At 67.0% G+C, this 18911-nt stretch carries 22 protein-coding genes; 9 read left to right on the top strand and 13 right to left on the bottom strand.

The genetic code is table 11. The annotated features are described in order from the left end of the window. Window positions 1–45: 45 nt before the first annotated feature. Together KKQ75_RS09955 and KKQ75_RS09950 are read left to right on the top strand one after the other, a co-directional pair. Window positions 46–1134: an aminoglycoside phosphotransferase family protein gene (locus KKQ75_RS09955; RefSeq protein ID WP_213361979.1), complete on the top strand. Its 1089-nt coding sequence runs from the start codon at window positions 46–48 to the stop codon at window positions 1132–1134. 28 nt (window positions 1135–1162) lie between these two features. Then, a complete protein-coding gene (locus KKQ75_RS09950) occupies window positions 1163–1933 on the top strand; it encodes a 16S rRNA (uracil(1498)-N(3))-methyltransferase (protein ID WP_213361978.1) in 771 nt (256 codons plus the stop codon). A gap of 49 nt (window positions 1934–1982) precedes the next feature. On the opposite strand, the gene KKQ75_RS09945 is transcribed toward KKQ75_RS09950, so the two are convergent. Together KKQ75_RS09945 and KKQ75_RS09940 are read right to left on the bottom strand one after the other, a co-directional pair. Next, entirely contained in the window at window positions 1983–2204 is a 222-nt protein-coding gene (locus tag KKQ75_RS09945) for a YdcH family protein (protein ID WP_213361976.1), read from the bottom strand. A 157-nt stretch (window positions 2205–2361) separates the two neighbouring features. Further along, window positions 2362–2529: a DUF3149 domain-containing protein gene (locus KKQ75_RS09940; protein ID WP_213361975.1), complete on the bottom strand. Its 168-nt coding sequence runs from the start codon at window positions 2527–2529 to the stop codon at window positions 2362–2364. Window positions 2530–2788: 259 nt separating this feature from the next. On the opposite strand from KKQ75_RS09940, the gene KKQ75_RS09935 reads away from it, so the two are divergent. Both KKQ75_RS09935 and KKQ75_RS09930 read left to right on the top strand, forming a co-directional pair. Further along, entirely contained in the window at window positions 2789–4294 is a 1506-nt protein-coding gene (locus KKQ75_RS09935; protein WP_213361973.1) for a CHASE3 domain-containing protein, read from the top strand. 17 nt (window positions 4295–4311) lie between these two features. Then, window positions 4312–4725 (top strand): rhodanese-like domain-containing protein, encoded by a 414-nt coding sequence (locus KKQ75_RS09930; protein ID WP_349772154.1) that lies wholly within the window; start codon window positions 4312–4314, stop codon window positions 4723–4725. 54 nt (window positions 4726–4779) lie between these two features. On the opposite strand, the gene KKQ75_RS09925 is transcribed toward KKQ75_RS09930, so the two are convergent. Together KKQ75_RS09925 and KKQ75_RS09920 are read right to left on the bottom strand one after the other, a co-directional pair. Next, the gene (locus tag KKQ75_RS09925; protein ID WP_213361971.1) at window positions 4780–5973 is read right to left on the bottom strand and encodes an AI-2E family transporter; all 1194 of its coding nucleotides are present in this window, start codon (window positions 5971–5973) and stop codon (window positions 4780–4782) included. A gap of 153 nt (window positions 5974–6126) precedes the next feature. Next, entirely contained in the window at window positions 6127–6396 is a 270-nt protein-coding gene (locus KKQ75_RS09920) for a GlsB/YeaQ/YmgE family stress response membrane protein (RefSeq protein WP_213361969.1), read from the bottom strand. Between the two features lie 267 nt (window positions 6397–6663). Here KKQ75_RS09920 and KKQ75_RS09915 point away from each other — a divergent pair, with 267 nt between their 5' ends. Beyond that, window positions 6664–6924 carry a DUF2061 domain-containing protein gene (locus KKQ75_RS09915; protein ID WP_213361968.1) on the top strand — a complete coding sequence of 87 codons (261 nt, stop codon included), beginning with the start codon at window positions 6664–6666 and terminating at the stop codon, window positions 6922–6924. Window positions 6925–7007: 83 nt separating this feature from the next. Here KKQ75_RS09915 and metW read toward each other — a convergent pair whose 3' ends face one another. From metW to KKQ75_RS09895, 4 genes are all read right to left on the bottom strand, one after another. Further along, window positions 7008–7595, bottom strand: coding sequence for a methionine biosynthesis protein MetW (gene metW, locus KKQ75_RS09910; RefSeq protein WP_213361967.1), 588 nt, complete (start codon window positions 7593–7595; stop codon window positions 7008–7010). Continuing rightward, window positions 7592–8743, bottom strand: a complete 1152-nt coding sequence (gene metX / locus KKQ75_RS09905) for a homoserine O-succinyltransferase MetX (RefSeq protein WP_213361965.1) — start codon at window positions 8741–8743, stop codon at window positions 7592–7594. The genes metW and metX overlap by 4 nt, the downstream gene beginning before the upstream one ends. Before the next feature lie 155 nt (window positions 8744–8898). After that, entirely contained in the window at window positions 8899–9456 is a 558-nt protein-coding gene (locus KKQ75_RS09900; protein ID WP_213361958.1) for a TMEM165/GDT1 family protein, read from the bottom strand. Between the two features lie 84 nt (window positions 9457–9540). Continuing rightward, entirely contained in the window at window positions 9541–9771 is a 231-nt protein-coding gene (locus KKQ75_RS09895; RefSeq protein ID WP_213361956.1) for a hypothetical protein, read from the bottom strand. Between KKQ75_RS09895 and KKQ75_RS09890 the strand changes: the two genes are divergently transcribed. Beyond that, window positions 9770–10276, top strand: a complete 507-nt coding sequence (locus tag KKQ75_RS09890) for an RNA recognition motif domain-containing protein (protein ID WP_213361954.1) — start codon at window positions 9770–9772, stop codon at window positions 10274–10276. The genes KKQ75_RS09895 and KKQ75_RS09890 overlap by 2 nt on opposite strands. A gap of 73 nt (window positions 10277–10349) precedes the next feature. Here KKQ75_RS09890 and KKQ75_RS09885 read toward each other — a convergent pair whose 3' ends face one another. The 5 genes from KKQ75_RS09885 to KKQ75_RS09865 are packed head-to-tail and all read right to left on the bottom strand — an operon-like array spanning window position 10350 to window position 14175. Beyond that, the gene (locus tag KKQ75_RS09885; protein ID WP_213361950.1) at window positions 10350–10967 is read right to left on the bottom strand and encodes a chorismate--pyruvate lyase family protein; all 618 of its coding nucleotides are present in this window, start codon (window positions 10965–10967) and stop codon (window positions 10350–10352) included. Continuing rightward, complete coding sequence (locus KKQ75_RS09880; protein WP_213361949.1) at window positions 10964–11866, bottom strand: SDR family oxidoreductase; 903 nt, start codon at window positions 11864–11866, stop codon at window positions 10964–10966. The genes KKQ75_RS09885 and KKQ75_RS09880 overlap by 4 nt, the downstream gene beginning before the upstream one ends. 17 nt (window positions 11867–11883) lie before the next feature. Continuing rightward, a complete protein-coding gene (gene lptC / locus KKQ75_RS09875) occupies window positions 11884–12591 on the bottom strand; it encodes an LPS export ABC transporter periplasmic protein LptC (protein WP_213361948.1) in 708 nt (235 codons plus the stop codon). Beyond that, complete coding sequence (locus KKQ75_RS09870; RefSeq protein ID WP_213361947.1) at window positions 12588–13154, bottom strand: KdsC family phosphatase; 567 nt, start codon at window positions 13152–13154, stop codon at window positions 12588–12590. Before KKQ75_RS09870 ends, lptC begins: the two co-directional genes overlap by 4 nt. Window position 13155: 1 nt before the next feature. Further along, on the bottom strand, window positions 13156–14175 hold the full coding sequence (locus tag KKQ75_RS09865) for a KpsF/GutQ family sugar-phosphate isomerase (protein WP_213361945.1): 1020 nt from the start codon (window positions 14173–14175) through the stop codon (window positions 13156–13158). 244 nt (window positions 14176–14419) lie between these two features. Between KKQ75_RS09865 and KKQ75_RS09860 the strand changes: the two genes are divergently transcribed. From KKQ75_RS09860 to KKQ75_RS09850, 3 genes are all read left to right on the top strand, one after another. Then, entirely contained in the window at window positions 14420–15637 is a 1218-nt protein-coding gene (locus KKQ75_RS09860) for a lytic murein transglycosylase (protein WP_213362763.1), read from the top strand. A 172-nt stretch (window positions 15638–15809) separates the two neighbouring features. Next, window positions 15810–18122, top strand: a complete 2313-nt coding sequence (locus KKQ75_RS09855) for an NADP-dependent malic enzyme (RefSeq protein WP_213361941.1) — start codon at window positions 15810–15812, stop codon at window positions 18120–18122. Continuing rightward, window positions 18119–18859 (top strand): class I SAM-dependent methyltransferase, encoded by a 741-nt coding sequence (locus tag KKQ75_RS09850; RefSeq protein WP_213361936.1) that lies wholly within the window; start codon window positions 18119–18121, stop codon window positions 18857–18859. Before KKQ75_RS09855 ends, KKQ75_RS09850 begins: the two co-directional genes overlap by 4 nt. Window positions 18860–18911: the final 52 nt, after the last annotated feature.

Here is an 18911-nt window from a genome sequence, read left to right as displayed (position 1 = left end):
CCCGGCCGGGTTGGCGTGGCCGTTTCCTTTCCTGCCTGTCGCTCCATGTCCCTCGCGTCTTCTCCCTCGCCCGTCACCTGGGCGGATCCCGTCCGTGCTTCCCTTTTCGATGCCTGGCTGGCGCAGCTCGCACCGCGCCACGGCCTGCAGCCGCAGACGCTGCAGATCGCCAGTGCCGACGCCAGCTTCCGCCGCTACCTGCGCATTCTCGGCGCCGCGGGACAGCCGGCGCGCATCATCATGGATGCCCCGCCGGAGAAGGAAAACTGCCATCCTTTCGTGCATGTGGCGCGCCTGATGGAGGCGGCCGGCCTGCACGCCCCGCGCGTGCTGGAGTGGGACGAAGCCAACGGCTTCATGCTGCTGACCGATCTGGGCGATGCCACCATGATGAGCGCGCTGGATCCGGCCCGCCCCGAGGCGGCGCAGCCGCTCTATCTGCGTGCGCTGGACGTGCTGCTGCCCTGGCAGCAGGCCTCGCGCCCCGCGGTGCTGCCGCCCTATGACGAGGCGCTGCTGCGCCGCGAGCTGCAGCTGTTCCCGGACTGGTACATCGCGCAGCACCGCCAGCACCCGCTCACGCCGGAGCAGCAGCAGGTGCTGCAATCCGCCTTCGACCTGATCGTGCAGCGCAACCTGGCTGCGCCGCAGGTCTATGTGCACCGCGACTTCATGCCGCGCAATCTGATGCTGGGGGATGCACCCGGTGCGCCCCTGGGCGTGCTCGACTTCCAGGATGCGGTCTACGGCCCCGTTACCTACGACATCGCCAGCCTGATGCGCGATGCCTTCATCAGCTGGGAAGAAGACCTGGTGCTGGACGTGACCATCCGCTACTGGGAGCGCGCGCGCAAGGCCGGCCTGATGGATTTCGAGGACTGGCATGCCGACTTCGGTGCCTTCTACCGCGCCGTGGAATGGATGGCGCTGCAGCGCCACCTGAAAGTGGCCGGCATCTTCGCGCGTCTGACGCTGCGCGACGGCAAGGACAAATACCTGGCCGACGCGCCGCGCTTTATCCACTACATCCGCAGCACCGCGCGCCGCTACCGCGAGCTGGCGCCGCTGCTCAAGCTGGTGGACGATGTCGAGGGCACGCAGGATGTGACGGGCTATGCCTTTGGCCGCATGTGATGCGCCTGCTCCAGGAAAACTGCTGACCATGCCGCGCTTCCACTGTCCTGTCCCGCTGGCCGAAGGCGATACGCTCAGCCTGCCCGCGGGTGCGGCGCGCCATGTGCAGGTGCTGCGCATGCAGCCGGGTGATGCGCTGACGCTGTTCCATGGGGGCCTGGCGGCCCAGTTGCCGCCGGGGCAAGCGCGTCCGGACTATGCAGATGGCAGCTTCGAGGCCGTCATCACGCGCATGGGGCGCAGCGAAGTGGAAGTCCGCGTCGGTGCCCGGCAGGTGGAGCAGGCAGATGCGGGCCCGCGCGTGCACCTGCTCAGCGGCGTGCCGGCCAACGAACGCATGGACTGGCTGGTGGAAAAGGCTGCCGAACTGGGCGTGGCCAGCATCCGTCCGCTGATGACCGAGCGCAGCGTGCTGCGCCTCAAGGGCGAGCGTGCCGAAAAGAAGCAGGCACACTGGCAGGCGGTGGTCGTGGCGGCCTGCGAGCAATCGGGGCGCAATCGTGTGCCCGAGCTGCACCCCGTCAGCACGCTGGCCGAGGCCGTGCAGGGCGCGGACAGCAAGGCAGCACGCTGGATACTGTCCCTGAGCGAAGGCAGCCAGCCGCTGGCGGTGCTGATGCAGGAAGCCCTGCCGGACGACATCTACCTGCTGTCCGGTCCCGAAGGCGGCCTGAGTGCGGGGGAAGAAGCGCTGGCGCTGGCCCGGGGTTTCCGGCCGCTGTCGCTGGGGCGTCATGTGCTGCGTGCCGAAACCGCACCGCTGGCCGCGCTGGCCTGCCTGACGCTGCGCCAGGGCTGAAAACAGCAATGCCCGCACGGGGCGGGCATGGAACGGGGGTAGGTCAGGCTCAGGCCTTGCCGTCTGCCTTGCGCAGGATCTGGTAGAGCTCGTCCTTGATCATCAGCTTCTGCTTCTTCAGAACCTCGATTTCTTCGTGGGTCGCGTGCTCGATGTGCGCTTCCATGTTCTTGATGCGGTGGTCCAGCTCGTTGTGCTTTTCGAACAGACGTTCGAAGTGGGCGTCTTCACTCTTGAGCTGGGAAATCAGGTCGCGGTATTCGGGAAACATGGGATGGTCCTCTTGGAGTGGGTATGGGCACTGATCCGGCCGGACCCTGCTGCCTTCGTGTTACGGCAGGTAACCGGCCTTCATGCCTCCAGTATAAGCGAGCCAGCCCCGTGCGGCGAGCACCCGGGCCGCCAGAACCATCCGTTCAATGCTGCACTCAGTTGCGCAGTTTCGGGGTGTCCTTGGCGTGTGCGGCCTCGTCGCGTGCCACGTTCTTGCGGACGAAGAAGAACAGCCAGGCAGCCATCACCACGATGAAGCCGATGGTGAAAATGGTCAGCAAGCCGATGTCGGTGGCAAACAGTTCGCGCATGAGCACATCCATGGAACTCTCCCATTCAGTTTACAAACATGGGCCATTGGGCCTGATCTGCGGCTTGGAACGTTTGACGTATGTCAATCACCCCCAGGATAGGTCAGCCAACCGTCATTTATGCCACGATTTGATGACTTCGACATGACGCTGCAGCCAGTCGGGCAGGGGGCAACTCGGGAATGGGCGGCATGCAGGGCTTGCTTCAGAGAGTGAAGATGCGCCGGTTTCCTACAAGAAAAGCGCACGCAGGCCATGCACAATTGGTTGCATGATAGCTGCAGCACGCTCCGAAACCCGCCTCGGCAAGGCCTTGCGCCACTTTTCCCGGCCCCATGCCATGTTCTGGGCCATGCTGGTGGTGGCTCTGGTGCTGCTGCTGAACGAGTTCGGCTACATGAACTCGCGTGACCATCTCGACCAGGTGGACCGTCTGGAGCAGCAACGGGTCGCGCTGAACAATCTGCGCACCGCCGTGATCGATGCCGAGACCCTGCAGCGCGGCTACCTGATTTCGGGCGACAAGCGCTATCTCGGCCCCTACCAGTTGGCGGTCTCGCGCATCGATCCGGCGCTGGACAAGGCACGCAGCTTCTACGTCGATTCACAGCAGCAGTTGAACGAGTTTGCCGGCATTTCCAGGCCCATCTCGCGCCGCATCGCCGAGATGGAGGTGACCGTGCGCATGCGCCAGAGTGCCAGCGGCGACGTGGACTGGCTCACCGCCTTCAACACCGATGCCGGACAAACCTACATGGATACCGCCCGTACCGGCATCGAGCGCCTGCGCCAGGCCAATGACCGCGCCCTGGCGGAAAGCAGGCTGGCCCTGCAGCGCAACCTGCTGGCGGCCCGTCTGGTGGTGCTGGCGGTGATCCTGCTGGGTGCGGCCGCGTTCTACCTGCTGGTGCGCCAGTCGCGCCGCATCGACCATATCCAGGAAGAGCGTCGCCAGGCCATCCAGCAGGAGCGCGACCAGCTCGACACCGAAGTGCGCGAGCGCACGCACCAGCTGTCCGAACTGACCACGCATGTGATGAAGGTGCAGGAGGCCGAGCGCGGCCGCATGGCGCAGGAGCTGCACGACGAGATGGGCGCGCTGCTCACGGCGGCCAAGCTCGATACGGCGCGCATCAAGTCGCGTCTGGGGCAGCTTGGCGTGGACGACGAGAAGATCGCCCAGCGCCTGCAGCATCTGGTGGAGTCGCTCAACGCCGGCGTGGCCTTCAAGCGCCAGTTGATCGAGGAGCTGCAGCCGTCCTCGCTGGCGCACCTGGGCCTGCGTGCCACGCTGGAAAACTACGCGCGCGAATTTTCCGATCGCACCGAGATCAGCGTGGAAACCGACATCGAGCCGGTGGAGCTGGCGCCCGAGGCGCAGCTGGTGGTGTTCCGCGTGATGCAGGAGGCGCTCACCAACATCAGCAAGTACGCACGCGCCAGCCATGTGCGCGTGATGCTGCACGACAAGAAGGACTACGCGCTGCTGCAGGTGCTGGATGACGGCATCGGCTTCGACGTGAACGAGAAGGCCAATGCCAGCTACGGCCTGTCCGGCATGCGGCACCGGCTGGAGGCCATGCAGGGCAGCCTGCGCATTGTTTCGGCGGCCGGACGCGGCACGCGCATCGAGGGGTCGCTGCCGCAGCGGCGCCATCAGCCCGCACCGCGCCCCGCCGCCGCGCCATCCCGTCCCGATGCGGGTGCCCCGGCACTGATCGTGGATACGTCCGGAGGCGAAACGCGGGAGGTGGTTTCGCCGGCTACACTCGGATGATTCCCGAGGACCCCCGCATGCAGACCACTCCCACCCAATACGCCGGCGACATCGAACCCGAACAGGCCTACACCTGGCAGCAGCAGGGGCAGGGCGTGCTGGTGGACGTGCGCACCGACGCCGAGCGCGACTGGGTCGGCATGGTGCCAGGAGCGGTGCCCCTGTGCTGGCGCATCTATCCCGGCATGGTGCCCAATCCCGATTTTGATGCCCAGGTACTGGCGATTGCGCAGCAGCATCCCGGACAGCGCCTGCTGTTCATCTGCCGCAGCGGTGTCCGCTCCGTCGGAGCCGCGCAGCGCGCTACCGAGCTGGGGCTGGGGGGCTGCTACAACGTGCTCGAAGGTTTCGAGGGCGATCTGGATGGTGCGCAACAGCGCGGCCATCGGGGTGGCTGGCGTTTTCGTGGTCTGCCCTGGATCCAGAAGTAAAAGCCGGTCTGCTGCGCACAGTGCCCGCGCGCCAGCCTGTCCGGGGCGCCTCCGTTACTCGCGCAGGAACTCGGCCACCGGGTGCAGCGCATCCACGCGGGCCGCAATCACCTTGATCACCACCACCAGCGGAATGGCGATCAACAGCCCCAGCGCCCCCCACAGCCAGCCAAAGAACAGCAGCGCGATGAACTGCGCGGAGTGGTTGATGTTGGCAATGCGTCCCAGGATCCAGGCATAGGCCACCGATCCGACCAGTGCGGCCACCACCAGCGTGGAGCCCGCCGCCAGCGCGGCCGGCACGATGGCCCCCCATTGCTGCACGCCGGCAATGAACACGCCGATGGCGGTCAGCAGGGGGCCGACGTAGGGAATCACGTGCAGGATGCCGGCCAGCGTGGCCCAGATCTCGGCATTGCGAAAGCCCTGGGCCAGCAGCGTCACGTAGGTCAGCAGGCCCAGCAGCAGGTTGACCATCACCAGCGAGCCGAGGTATTGCTGCACCGAGGAGTGGATGTCATCCAGCAGCTCCACCGTCACCCGCTTGTGCTGCCAGCGCTTGCTGACCACGCGCACGGTCTTGCGCCGGAAGCTGTCGCCGGCAGTGAGCAGGAAATAGGCCAGCAGCAGCACAGAACCCAGCGTACCCATGCCGCCAACCACGCGCAACGCGCGCTGCATCAGCAACGAGGAGACGCGCTCCGGCGCCGGCGCGGCCTGCGCCGCGGCCGACTGCGAGCCGCGCGGGGCAGGCGATGCGCTCTTGAGTGCGTTGTCCACCGCCTGCGCCGCCTGGTTCAGCTTGGAGAGCGAGCTGCTGCGGTCGACTTGCACCTGGCGCACGCTGCGCGTGACCCGGTTGATCGATTCGGGCATGGACTCGGCCAGGTCGATCGCCTGCCACCAAACGGCATAGCCGATTCCGCCGATCACGCCCATGAAGGCCAGAATGGCCACCGCACTGCCCAGCGCACGCGGCAGGCGCAGGCGCAACTGCAGGAAGTCGACGATGGGACCGAGCGTGTACGAGAGGAAGATGCCCGCCACCAGAGGCATGAAGAAGGCATCGGCCCACTTCAGCAGGAAGATCACCAGCGTGACGTTGAGCAGAATCAGCGTCCAGATCAGCAGGCGGCGTCTCGATGCGCCGCCGACCGTGTCCGCATCAAGCGAGTCTGCCGGATCGGGTTTTGCCGGGACGGGAGGCGCCGCCGGTGCTGCGGAGAGGGGAGGAGGCTGGTCGGGCATGATGCGGAAAAAAGTGCTCTCACAGTATGCCGTGAAGCCATGCCCGGCGGTAGCGGGCGAGCCGGCAGCGCGGCATGAAAAAAATGACGCCACCCTGTTGCCAGAGGTGGCGCCGGCCGCCTTGTCAGGACGGGCTGGGGTCGCGCCGGGTGATCAGCGCACGCTGCCGCGACGCACCAGATTCACGATCGCCAGCAGGATGATGGCGCCGATCAGCGACACCACGATGGCGCCGATGCTCAAGGGGCTCTCATTGATGGTGCCCACACCGAGCAGCGGCGAAATCAGCCACCCGCCCAGCAGGGCGCCCACGATGCCGACCACGATGTTCAGGAACAGACCCTGCTGCGCATCGGTACGCATCACCAAGCTGGCCAGCCAGCCCACCACACCACCTACGATGATCCAGATCAGAAATCCCATGATGTTTCTCCTTGAAAAGCTTGCAGTTGATACCGGCCCGCTCTGCCGGCGGCCACTGCGGCTTTCGGCTGGGGTTGACTGCATTGTTTTTCAAACAGGGGCAACCGGCTGTGGGCAGCCGGGCCGAACCCGTGTAGGAGTGCGCCGCCACGCGCTCCGAGCCTGCGGCCATGGCCGCACCCTACTGACGGCATAGGCATTTGCAATCATGCTGTTGTTGAGAATCGTTATCATTGATAAATCGAAAACGACTCGGGAGAAATATCCATGGCACATATCAGGCAGTGGCTGCGCCCGCACCAACGCACGCTTTACAAGACCATGAGCTACTACGTGATCCACGTCCTGGTGGCGGCAGGCGTGGCCTATGCCGTGACCGGCAACCTGATTGCCGCACTCACGCTCAGTCTGCTGGAGCCGACGGTGCAGGCTTTTGCCTTCTTCCTGCACGAAAAGGCCTGGCAGCGACGGGACAAGGCAGCGGCTGCAGCTGCATCCACCCCTTCGGCAACCCTGGCGCCGCTCTGAAGGCCTGCTGTGCTGCGATGCGTGGCAATCTGGATTGCAGCAGCAGGTTTGAACCGGCCGGGCCAGCGCCTGAAAGCCCTGGCTCAGCCGCGCGTCACCTTATACACCGCCGTGCTGGCGCGCAGATTGGGCAGGCTGCGGATGATCTGCCCCTCGTGCAGGCCGAAGCGGTCCTGCACGCGCAGCCCGCAGCGGGCCGCCAGCACACCGAAATCGGCATAGGTGCCGACGCGGATGTTGGGCGTGTTGTACCACTCGTAAGGCAGGCGCTTGTTCACCGGCATGCGGCCGCGCAGGATGGACAGGCGGTTCGGCCAGTGGGCGAAATTGGGGAAGGCGACAATGCCCATGCGGCCCACGCGCACGGTCTCGCGCAGCATGGTTTCGGCGTTGCGCAAGTGCTGCAGCGTGTCGATCTGCAGCACCACGTCGAAGCTGTTGTCGGCAAAGATGCTCAGGCCCTCGTCGAGGTTGAGTTGCAGCACGTCCACGCCGCGGCGGGCGCAGGCCAGCAGGTTGGCATCGTTGATCTCCACCCCGTAACCGGTGCAGCCCCGGTGCTGCTGCAGCCAGGCCAGCAGGGCGCCATCCCCGCAGCCCAGGTCCAGTACATGCGCGCCTTGTGGTACCAGTTGCGCAATGGCTTCAATGGCGACTTGTCCTCCGCTCATGCTGCCACCTTGTTGTCGAAGTAGGCGCGTACCAGGTTCAGGTAGCGCGGGTCATCCAGCAGGAAGGCGTCGTGCCCGTGCGGGGCGTCGATCTCCGCATAGCTCACGTGGCGCCGGTTGTCGAGCAGGGCTTTGACGATCTCGCGGCTGCGTGCCGGCGAGAAGCGCCAGTCGGTGCTGAAGCTCACGACCAGAAAATCGGCCCTGGCCTGCGCCATGGTGCGCGACAGGTCGCCGCCGAACTGCTGCGCCGGATCGAAATAGTCGAGCGCACGCGTGATCAGCAGGTAGGTGTTGGCATCGAAGTAGGTGCTGAACTTGTCGCCCTGGTAGCGCAGGTAGCTCTCGATCTGGAACTCTACATCCTGCGTTGAATACTTGTAGCCGGTGCTGTTGTGGGTGACGGCCTCGCGCAGTTCGCGGCCGAACTTGCTGTTCATCACGTCATCACTCAGGTAGGTGATGTGGCCGATCATGCGCGCGATGCGCAGGCCGCGCGCGGGCACCACGCCGTGCTCGTAGAAATGGCCGTCGTGGAATTCGGGGTCGGTCACGATGGCGCGGCGCGCCACTTCGTTGAAGGCGATGTTCTCGGCGGAGAGATTCGGTGCGCTGGCGATCACCACGGCATGGCGCACACGCTCGGGGTATTGCAGCGTCCAGCTCAGTGTCTGCATGCCGCCCAGGCTGCCGCCCATCACCGCGGCCAGTTGCGTGATGCCGAGCTGGTCGAGCAGGCGCGCCTGCGCGTTGACCCAGTCTTCGACCGTGACGACCGGGAAGTCGGCGCCGTACTGCTTGCGGCGGCTGTCGGCCGGGGCATCGGGATTGGCGTCGCGCGGGCCGGTGCTGCCGAAGCAGGAGCCGATGTTGTTGATGCCGATGACGAAGAAGCGATTCGTGTCCACCGGCTTGCCCGGGCCGATCATGTTGTCCCACCAGCCGACATTGCCCGGCTCGTCGGCGTAATGGCCGGCCACGTGGTGCGAGGCATTGAGCGCGTGGCAGATCAGCACGGCGTTGGACTTGTCGGCATTGAGCGTGCCGTAGGTTTCGTAGGCCAGCGTGTAGCCGCGCAGGCTGGCGCCGCTTTGCAGCGCCAGCGGCTCTGCAAAGTACATGGATTGGGGGGTGGCGATGAACGACATGGAAAAAGCAAACCCGGTACCGCAAAGGACGGAAACCGGGTGTCTGGCTCCGTTTTAGCGGCATTTGTTACGCGCCCGCAAGCTGGAAGCAAATCGGCGCAATAAGGTCAGTATAGCGCGGCCGTGTGAACACTGTCACGCGCAGGGTTGTTTGACTACCAGAGCAGCGCCGCTACCGCCAGACCGACGAAGATCACGGCGCAGATACGGTGCACCCAGTGCAGCGGCACCAGCCGTGTGATGCGCTCGCCCAGGAACACCACCGGCACGTTGGCGATCATCATGCCCAGCGTGGTGCCGGCCACCACAGAGGCCAGCTCCTGGTAGCGCGCCGCCAGCGCCACGGTGGCGATCTGCGTCTTGTCGCCCATCTCGGCCAGGAAGAACAGCACCACGGTGGTGGCAAACACGCCGTATTTCGGGGATTTGGGCTGCTCGTCCTCGTCCAGCTTGTCCGGAATCAGCATCCACACCGCCATGGCCAGGAAGGACGCGGCCAGCACCCAGCGCAGCACCTCGGGCGAGAGCAGGGTGGTGATGAAACTGCCGACGGCACCGGCCATGGCATGGTTGACCAGCGTGGCCACCAGAATGCCCCAGACGATGGGCCAGGGCTTGCGGAAACGGGCGGCGAGCACGAGCGACAGCAGCTGGGTCTTGTCGCCCATTTCGGCCAGGGCGACCAGGCCGGTTGATACGAGGAAGGCTTCCATGGAAATGCGGGAGGGAAGGTGGGGAATGCCGCAGGCCGCAGCGGCCGCGATTATCGCAGGAAGCTGTGCAATGTCTGCGCTGCATCAATCTTGCAGTATTTCAGGGTAAATACCGGGAGTGTCGGTATTTGCTGACACCAAAAATACACATAACTGCCCCATAATGCTCCGGGTATCCCGTTGCGGCGTGTCAGTGCCGCGCAGGGTGCATGTTTGCGGTGATTGCTTTGCGTGAATGAGGTTGATGATTTCCCTTTCGTCTGCCCAAAACGGACATCGCTTGTATTTTTTGTTTTTCTGAAAGAGTCCGTTCATGGGCAATAAACTTTATGTGGGCAACCTGCCCTACGCTGTGCGCGACAACGACCTGCAGCAGCAATTCGGCCAGTACGGCGCCGTGACCAGCGCCAAGGTCATGATGGAGCGCGACACCGGTCGTTCCAAAGGCTTTGGTTTCGTCGAAATGGGCAGCGATGCCGAAGCCCAGGCGGCCATCAACGGCCTGCATGGCAAGGACATGGGCGGCCGCGCCCTGGTGGTGAACGAGGCCCGTCCGATGGAGCCTCGTCCCCCGCGCAGCTTCGGTGGCGGCGGTGGCTACGGTGGTGGCCGTCGTGAAGGCGGTTACGGCGGTGGCCGCGAGGGCGGTTACGGTGGCGGCCGTGAAGGTGGCTACGGTGGTGGTCGCGAAGGCGGCGGCGGTTACGGCGGTGGCCGTGACTTCGGCGGCGGCAACAGCGACGGTTTCCGCAGCCCCTACGGCGGTGGCCGTCGTGACGGCGGTCGTCGCAACAACTACGACGACAACAACAACTATTGATCGCATGCAGGGCTGATCCAGCCCTGTCTGCCTCCCGAACCCTGCTGCGGGCACTGCCCGGGGCAGGGTTTTGTCATTTGGGCGCGGGCCAGCCGAAGACCTCGGGGGCGAACCACTCCGTGACCAGGATGCGTGCACCACCGATGTCGAACACCGAGCTGCGGCGCCAGATGCCCTGCCGGGGCAGCATGGCGGCATGCCCGGGCGCATGCCGCTGCCACAGCTGCAGCACATGGCGTGCGGCCGGGCCGTGGGCAGCATCGTGACGCCAGCGCAGCGGGCTGCGGTGGATATGGGGCGTATCGAACAGGAGCTGGGCCAGCGGTTTGTCGCCCAGGCCGCGCAAGCCGCGCCAGCGCAGGCGCGATTGCGGCGCCAGCACGGCCGATCGCGCCAGCACGGCGGGGCGCTCCGCCCCGGGAGGGCCGCACCACAGCAGCACGGTGCGCACGTGGCTGCTGCCGGCCTGCTGGAAGGGCTGGCGCTGCAAGGCGGCGATTTCTTCCGGCCAGAGCGCGTCACTGCCCTGCTGCAGTACCTGCACCCGTACCCGGCCGCTGGCGCGCGTGAGATGGCGTGTGAGCGAGCCTTCGGCCTGCAGCCAGCGGCGCATGCCGGCGGGCACCGGGCGGCGCCGCTGGCTGCGGAGCTGCAGCGGATTGGGGGTCGGGAGGGCGGAATCGGCGCTCATGCGGAGGGAGGTGGCGTCGGGTCGGACGTTGCGGAGGCGTGCCTGGACGCCGGCGGGCAGGATGATCGGGCGTTTACAGCAGGTGCAGCAGGTGCAGCAGGTGCAGCCGCCGCGGCTGCTGCCAGCCGAGGCTTGCGCGGCCGGCCGGCGAACAGGCGGTCGAAGACGGGATTGGGCAGAAGGCGCAGCAGCCGGGCAGCAACCCCCATCTGCCACGGAATCACGCGGTAGCTGCTTCCGGCGGCAATGGCCCGCTGGGCGCGCCGGGCAAACTCCTCGGCGCCAAGCAGAAAGGGCAGGCTGAAATGGTCGCCGGCCGTCATCGGCGTGGCGATATAGCCCGGCAGCAGGGTCAGTACCTGCACGCCGCTGCCGCGCAGATCGCCACGCAGGCTCTCGCAATAGGTGATGGCGGCCGCCTTGCTGGCGCTGTACGCGCCATGCCCGGGCAGGCCGCGGATGCCGGCCACGCTGGCGATGCCCACCAGACGCCCGCTGCCGCGGGCACGCATCGGGGCAATGAACGGATGGAAGGTGGCCGCCATGCCCTGCACGTTGGTGGCGAAAATCTGCTGCATCACATCCAGGTCGGCGCGCTCGGCGCTGTCCATGCCGTGGCTGATGCCGGCGTTGGCAATCACCACATCCGGCAGGCCCTGCTGCGCCACACAGGCACGTGCGGCACCGATGATGCTGTCGGGCTCGCGCACGTCGGCTCCGTAGACCGCGACGCGCGTGCTGTCCAGCTGCTGTGCGTGCACCCAGTCCGCCAGCGCCTCGCTGCGGCGTGCCACCAGCGCCAGCCGCCAGCCATCGGCGTAATAGCGCTGTGCCAGTGCCTGGCCAATACCGCTGGAGGCGCCGGTGATGAAGACGAGCGAAGCCCCGGAAGCAGTCACGGCGTACCGGCCCCTGCTTACGGCCGTGCCGGCGCGGGCTGGATCTGCGCCCGCACGCGGCCATCGATGCGCAGCACCTTGCTTTCGGCGGTGTATTCCAGGCCGTTGCCGTTGATCACGTCCTTGCCCTGCGTGATGCGCACCGGGCGATCGGTGCGGATGGACTCCTGCTGGTTGATCACGTGCAGGTAGTCGCTCTCGAGAATGGTGGGCACCCGGGGTTGCCCGTCCTTGTCGGGACGCGGATCGGTGCGCACGACCTTGACGTTGTCGTAGAGCTGGATGTCCTTGCCCTTGCTGTCGGACACGGAGCGGTCGGCCGTCGCGCGCGTTTCCACGCCGCTGGCGTCCAGGCTGTAGCTGCGCAGCTGCTGGGTGCGGATGGTGTCGTTGCCCGGCAGGTGGTCGCCGAAGGCGCCCTGGATCTCGGTCTGCAGCACGCCTTGCGGATTGAAGTTGCGCAGGCGGAAATCCTTCATGTAGTAGTCGGGCTCGTTCGGCGGCGGGGCCGGCTTGGGCTCTTCGGCTGCAGGCATGCTGCGCACCAGCCAGGCGGTGGCCAGCACCAGCAGCAGCACCAGGATCGCCGGCATGAAGTCGACCGCGCGGCGCCAGATCCGGTCGGGCAGGCGCTCGGGCGTGGAGCTGCCGGCGGCGGGCAGCGGACGCAGGGCACCGGCCAGTTGCAGGCCCGATTCGGTGGAAGAAGGCTGGGGCGTGCTCATGCCGGATCTTTCGCGCCGGGCAGGTAGGGCGCCAGCAGGTCGGCGTAACGGCCCTGTGCCTGCAGCAGCAGGTCGCACAGCTCGCGCACGGCGCCGGCGCCGCCGCTGGCGCGCGTCACATAGCGTGCGCGGGCGCTGACTTCGGGGTGGGCGTTGGCCGGGGCGGCGGCAAAGGCGGCACGGATGAGCATGGGCAGGTCGGGCCAGTCATCGCCGATGGCTGCGGCCTGCGACCAGTCCAGGCCCAGTCCGGCAAGCAGGCGCTCGGCCGCGGGCAGCTTGTCTTCGGTCCCGTACACGGCATGCTGCACGCCGAGGGCCTGCAGGCGGGTGCGCAGAGGGGCGGAGTCGCGCCCGGTGATGATGGCCGGGGTGATGCCGCCTTTCTGCAGCAGCTTCAGGCCGTGGCCATCAAGCGTGTTGAAGCGCTTGATGGTTTCGCCGCTCTCGGTGTAGAGCAGGCCGCCATCGGTCAGCACGCCGTCCACGTCGAAGAACACCACGCGGATGCCTTGCGCGGCCAGCAGCAGTTCGGGATCGAAGGTCAGGGCCGGGGCTTGCATGTCAGATCACCTTGGCCAGCATCAGGTCGTGCGTGTTCAGGGCGCCGACGAGGTGGCCTTCGGCATCGGTGACGGGCAGGCTGTTGATGCGGTACTGCTCCATCAGGTGGGCGGCGTCGGCAGCGAGGGCATCGGGGCGGATGCTGCGCGGCCTGGCGTGCATCAGCTGCTCGGCGCGCAGCTGGCGCAGGTCGGTGCCGCTTTCGAGCAGGCGGCGCAGGTCGCCATCGGTGAAGATGCCGACCACGCGCGCATCGCCATCGACCACCAGCGTGGCGCCCAGGCCCTTGGCGCTCATCTCGCGCATGACGCGGCTGAAATCGGCATCCATAGGCACGGAGGGTGCCGCGTCGCCGGCGCGCATCACGTCGGCCACCGTGGTGAGCAGGCGGCGGCCCAGCGCGCCGCCGGGGTGCGAACGGGCAAAGTCCTCCGCGCGGAAACCACGCGCATCGAGCAGGGCCACGGCCAGCGCATCGCCCAGCGCCATCTGCACAGTGGTGCTGGCGGTAGGGGCGAGGTTGAGCGGGCAAGCCTCCTTTTCGACGCCGCTGTCGAGCACGATGTCGGCATGGCGGGCCAGGCTGGATTGCGGCTTGCCGGTCATGGCGATCAGCGGCACGCCCTGGCGTTTGAGTACGGGCAGGATGCGGGAAAGTTCCTCGCTTTCGCCGCTGTTGCTGATGGCCAGCACCACGTCGACCTCGCGCACCATGCCCAGGTCGCCGTGGCTGGCTTCGCCCGGATGCACGAACAGGGCGGCGGTGCCGGTGGAGGCCAGGGTGGCTGCGATCTTGCGGCCCACATGGCCGCTCTTGCCCATGCCCATCACCACCACGCGGCCGCGGGCCGCCAGGATGGTGGAAACCGCGCGGGCGAAGTCGGCGCCGGTGCCGGGTTGCTGCTGCAGGCGCAGCGCGCATTGCTGCAGTGCCTGCGCCTCGGTGGCGAGGGCCTGCTGGGCCAGTTGCAGCGCGCGGGCGCTGTCGAACGAGGATGCGGAGGTCGGGTCTTGATCCATGATCACGCGATTGTACGGGGGGCGGGTGGACCCTGCACGTGACGGGATGCAGCAAGCCAGGCGAAAAAGCAGGCGGGTGTGGGGTGACAGGCAGAGCGGGCACGGTGCGGATTGCGGAAGCCCGCTGCACCGACGTTTCACCTTGGCCCGGTATGATGGGCGCTCGCCTGTTGTTGTGGAGAGTGAGCCCATGAAGTTGTCCCCTGCCCATCGCCTGCCCCGGCGTTCTTCCGCACATCGCGGCATGGCCGGCCTGCTGGGAGCCGGCGCCTGGCTGCTGGCTGCCCTGCCGGTGGCCGCACAGACGCCGCCCCCGGTGCTGAGTACGGCCGAATTCCAGGCCTGCCTGGCCCGTCTGCAGGGCACGTCCGATTTCCGCGGCATCGACCCCGCCATCTATGCACAGCACACACGCGGCCTGGAGCCCGACGCCACGGTGCTGCCCCTGCTCAACCGCCAGCCCGAATTCACCATGCCGGTATGGGACTACATCGCGGTGCTGGTGGATGCCGAGCGCGTGGCCGATGGCCGCGCCGCCTACCGCCAGTGGCTGCCCACGCTGCGCCAGATCGAGCAGCAGTATGGCGTGGAGCCGGCCATGGTGATGGGCGTGTGGGGCGTGGAGAGCAACTTCGGCCAGATCATGGGCGGCCGGCCGCTGGTGCAGTCGCTGTCCACGCTGTCCTGCTTTGGCCGCCGCCAGCCCTATTTCCGCACCGAATTTGCCAATGTGCTGCGCATCCTGCAGGGGGGCCATGTGCCGGCCGAGAAGCTGACGGGCTCCTGGGCCGGCGCCTTTGGCCAGACCCAGTTCATGCCGAGCACCTTTTTGCGCACCGCGGTCGATTTTGACGGCGATGGCCGTCGCGACATCGTCAGCAGCGTGCCCGATGCCCTGGCTTCCACCGCCAACTTTCTGCGCAAGGCCGGCTACCGCACGGGCGAGCCCTGGGGCTACGAGGTGAAGCTGCCTGCGGGATTCGACACCAGCCAGGCGGGGCGCCGCAACAAGCGGGCCCTGGCGCACTGGCAGGCGCAAGGCGTGCGCCTGGCCGACGGTGCGCCCCTGCCGCAAACGCTGCCGCAGGCAGGCCTGCTGCTGCCGGCCGGCGCCAACGGCCCGGCCTTCCTGGTCGGCAGGAATTTCGACACCCTGTACACCTACAACGCCAGCGAGAACTACGCGCTGGCGATTGCCCAGCTCTCCACGCTGGTGACGGGCGAGAAAAGCCGGACCGGCTTCGTCACGCCCTGGCCCACCGACGACCCCGGCCTGAGCCGTGCCGAAAACCGCGAACTGCAGACGCTGCTGCTCGCGCGCGGGCACGACATCGGCACGCCGGACGGCCTGATCGGCGAGAAGACGCGCGCCGCCATCCGCGCCGAGCAGGGGCGCCTGGGCATGCAGGCCAGCGGCCGGGCCGGGCAGAAGCTGCTGGCCGCCCTGCGCGCCGCACGCTGAAGGCGGGGGGCTGTTGTACGGGTAGGTACGGATGTTGCGTTGCCTTTACAGCACCCCCTCGGGCACCAGATAATTATGTATTATTTCACGTAGAAAAAACCATGCCTCTCAGGGAGGCAGGCCGTCGCGTTGTCGGGCGCGGCAGTCAGGCACACCGACGACAGGAACCACCATGAGCACTGAAAGCACGATTTCCACCTCCCAGGCCGCCCTGCGCGAAGCGGCACGCGACTACCACCGCCAGCCGGTGCGCGGCAAGATTTCCGTCACCCCCACCAAGCCGCTGGTGAACCAGCGTGACCTGTCGCTCGCCTACTCTCCCGGCGTGGCCTATCCCTGCCTGGACATCCAGGCCGATCCCTCGCTGGCAGCCGAATACACCGCACGCGGCAACCTGGTCGGCGTGATCACCAACGGCACCGCCGTGCTGGGCCTGGGCGATATCGGCCCGCTGGCCGGCAAGCCGGTGATGGAAGGCAAGGGCTGCCTGTTCAAGAAGTTCGCCGGCATCGACGTGTTCGACATCGAACTGGACGAGCGCGATCCCGACAAGCTGGTCGACATGATCGCGGCGCTCGAGCCCACGCTTGGCGGCGTCAACCTCGAGGACATCAAGGCGCCCGAGTGCTTCTACATCGAGCAGAAGCTGCGCGAGCGCATGAAGATCCCGGTCTTCCACGACGACCAGCACGGCACGGCCATCATTTCCTCTTCCGCCCTGATCAACGGCCTGGAACTGGTGGGCAAGGATATCGGCAGCATCAAGCTGGCGGCTTCCGGCGCCGGTGCGGCGGCCATCGCCTGCCTGGACCTGATGGTGGCGCTGGGCGTGAAGCGCGAGAACGTGTTCGTGTGCGACTCCAAGGGCCTGATCTATGACGGCCGCCCGGGCGGCCTGGATGCTTCCAAGCAGCGCTACGCGCAGAAGGACAACGGCGACCGCACGCTGGCCGACGTGGTGCGCGATGCCGACGTGTTCCTGGGTTGCTCCACCTCCAACGTGCTGACGCCCGAAATGGTCAAGACCATGGGCACGCAGCCCATCATCCTGGCACTGGCCAACCCCGATCCCGAGATCAAGCCCGAACTGGCCAAGGCCGCGCGCCCGGACTGCATCATCGCCACCGGCCGTTCGGACTATCCGAACCAGGTCAACAACGTGCTGTGCTTCCCCTACATCTTCCGCGGTGCGCTCGATTGCGGCGCCACCACCATCACCGAGGAGATGAAGGTTGCCTGCGTGCACGAGATCGCCGCGCTGGCCAAGATGGAGATCAGCGACGAGGTGGCGGCTGCCTACGTGGGCCAGGACCTGAAGTTCGGTCCCGAATACATCATTCCCAAGCCCTTCGATTCCCGCCTGATCCTGCGTATTGCGCCGGCGGTGGCGCGTGCCGCGGCGGCCTCCGGCGTGGCCACGCGACCGATTGAGGACATGACGGCTTACGTGGACAGCCTGGGCACCTTCGTGTCGCATACCGGCCTGTTCATGCGTCCGGTGTTTGCGCTGGCGCGCGAGGTGCCGGCCGGCCGCAAGCGCGTGGTCTACACCGAGGGCGAGGACGAGCGCGTGCTGCGCGCCGCCCAGCAGGCCTACGACGACGGCATTGCCGAGCCGATCCTGGTGGGCCGTCCCGATATCATCGAGGCGCGTATCCAGAAGCTGGGCCTGCACGTGCACGTCGATGGCGGCTTCGAGGTGATCGATCCCGAGAACGATCCGCGTTTCCGCGCCTACTGGGAAACCTACCACCAGTGCATGGCGCGCGACGGTATTTCGCCCGATGCAGCCAAGATCGCCGTGCGCCGCAGCAACACCATCATCGGCGCCCTGGCCGTCAGGCTGGGCGACGCCGATGCCATGATCTGCGGCCTGATCGGCAACTACGACAAGCACCTCGAGGCGGTGCACAACGTCATCGGCACGCAGCCCGGCCAGAAGTTTGCCGCGCTCAACGCGCTCATGCTCGAGAAGCAGACGCTGTTCATCGCCGACACCTATGTCAACGAAGATCCCACGGCCGAGGAGCTGGCGCAGATTGCGCTGCTGGCCGCGCAGGAAGTGAAGCGCTTCGGCATCACGCCGCACGTGGCCTTCCTGTCGCATTCCAACTTCGGCACCAGCAAGCGCGCCAGCGCTGTCAAGATGCGCCACGCCTACGAGCTGTTCCGCGAGCTGGCACCCGAGATCCAGGCCGAGGGCGAGATGCAGGGCGATTGCGCCATGAATCCCGAGCTGCGACGCCACATGCTGCCCGGCAACGCCATGGAGGGCGCGGCCAACCTGCTGATCTGCCCGAACCTGGATGCGGCCAACATCCTGTTCAACGTGCTCAAGATCACCGGCGGCAACGGCCTGACAATCGGCCCGATGCTGCTCGGCGCTGCGGCCAGCGCGCACATCCTGACGCCGTCCTCCACCATGCGCCGCGTGCTGAACCAGACCGCGCTGGCCGTGGTCAACGCCCAGGCCCGCCGCAAGTGACGGGCGGGGCGACGCACCGCCTGCCGCACGCGCTCTGGCATGCAGCCAGCGAGCGCTACCGGCCTGCGGGGCGCTTCGCCTGGCATTTCGCGCGCGGCAAGCTGCGCCATGATCCGGCCTTTGCCACGGTGCTGGCGCGGGGCTGGATCCGGCCCGGTTCGCGCGTGCTCGATCTGGGCTGCGGGCAGGGCCTGCTGGCCAGCCTGCTGCTGGCGGTGGACGGGCTTGCGCACGCACCGCACTGGCCGGCGCACTGGGCGCCGCCCCCGCAGGGTTGCCGGGTGCACGGGCTGGAACTGATGCCGCGCGACGTGGAGCGCGCGCAGGCGGCGCTGGCCGGCCATGAGTTGCGCGCCCGCGTCGACCAGGGCGACATCGCACAGGCCGCCTTCGGTGCGGCCGACGTCGTGGTGCTGCTGGACGTGCTGCACTATCTGCCGCATGCAGGGCAGGAGGCGGTGCTGCGGCGCGTGCATGATTGCCTGGCGCCGGGCGGGCAGCTGGTGCTGCGCATTGGTGATCACGCGGCCGGCCTGCCCTTTCGCCTCAGCCAGCTGGTCGACCGCATCATCTTCCGAGCACGCGGACATGCCGACAGTTCGTTATACTGCCGCACCGCCGACGACTGGGCCGGATTGCTGGGCCGGCACGGGCTGGAGGTGCTGCCGGGGCGCGTGGTGAGCGGATCGCTGTTTGCCAACACGCTGATGCTGGCGCGCAAGCCCGGCGGCGCCTGACGCGTCGGCGCCAGAACCACATTCCACGGCACAAGCAGACACGAGGATTTCG

It is taken from the genome of Brachymonas denitrificans, from assembly GCF_907163135.1.
GTDB lineage: Bacteria > Pseudomonadota > Gammaproteobacteria > Burkholderiales > Burkholderiaceae_C > Brachymonas > Brachymonas denitrificans_A.
Note: the sequence above shows the minus strand (reverse complement) of the source record. Positions and strands in the feature narration are given on the sequence as shown.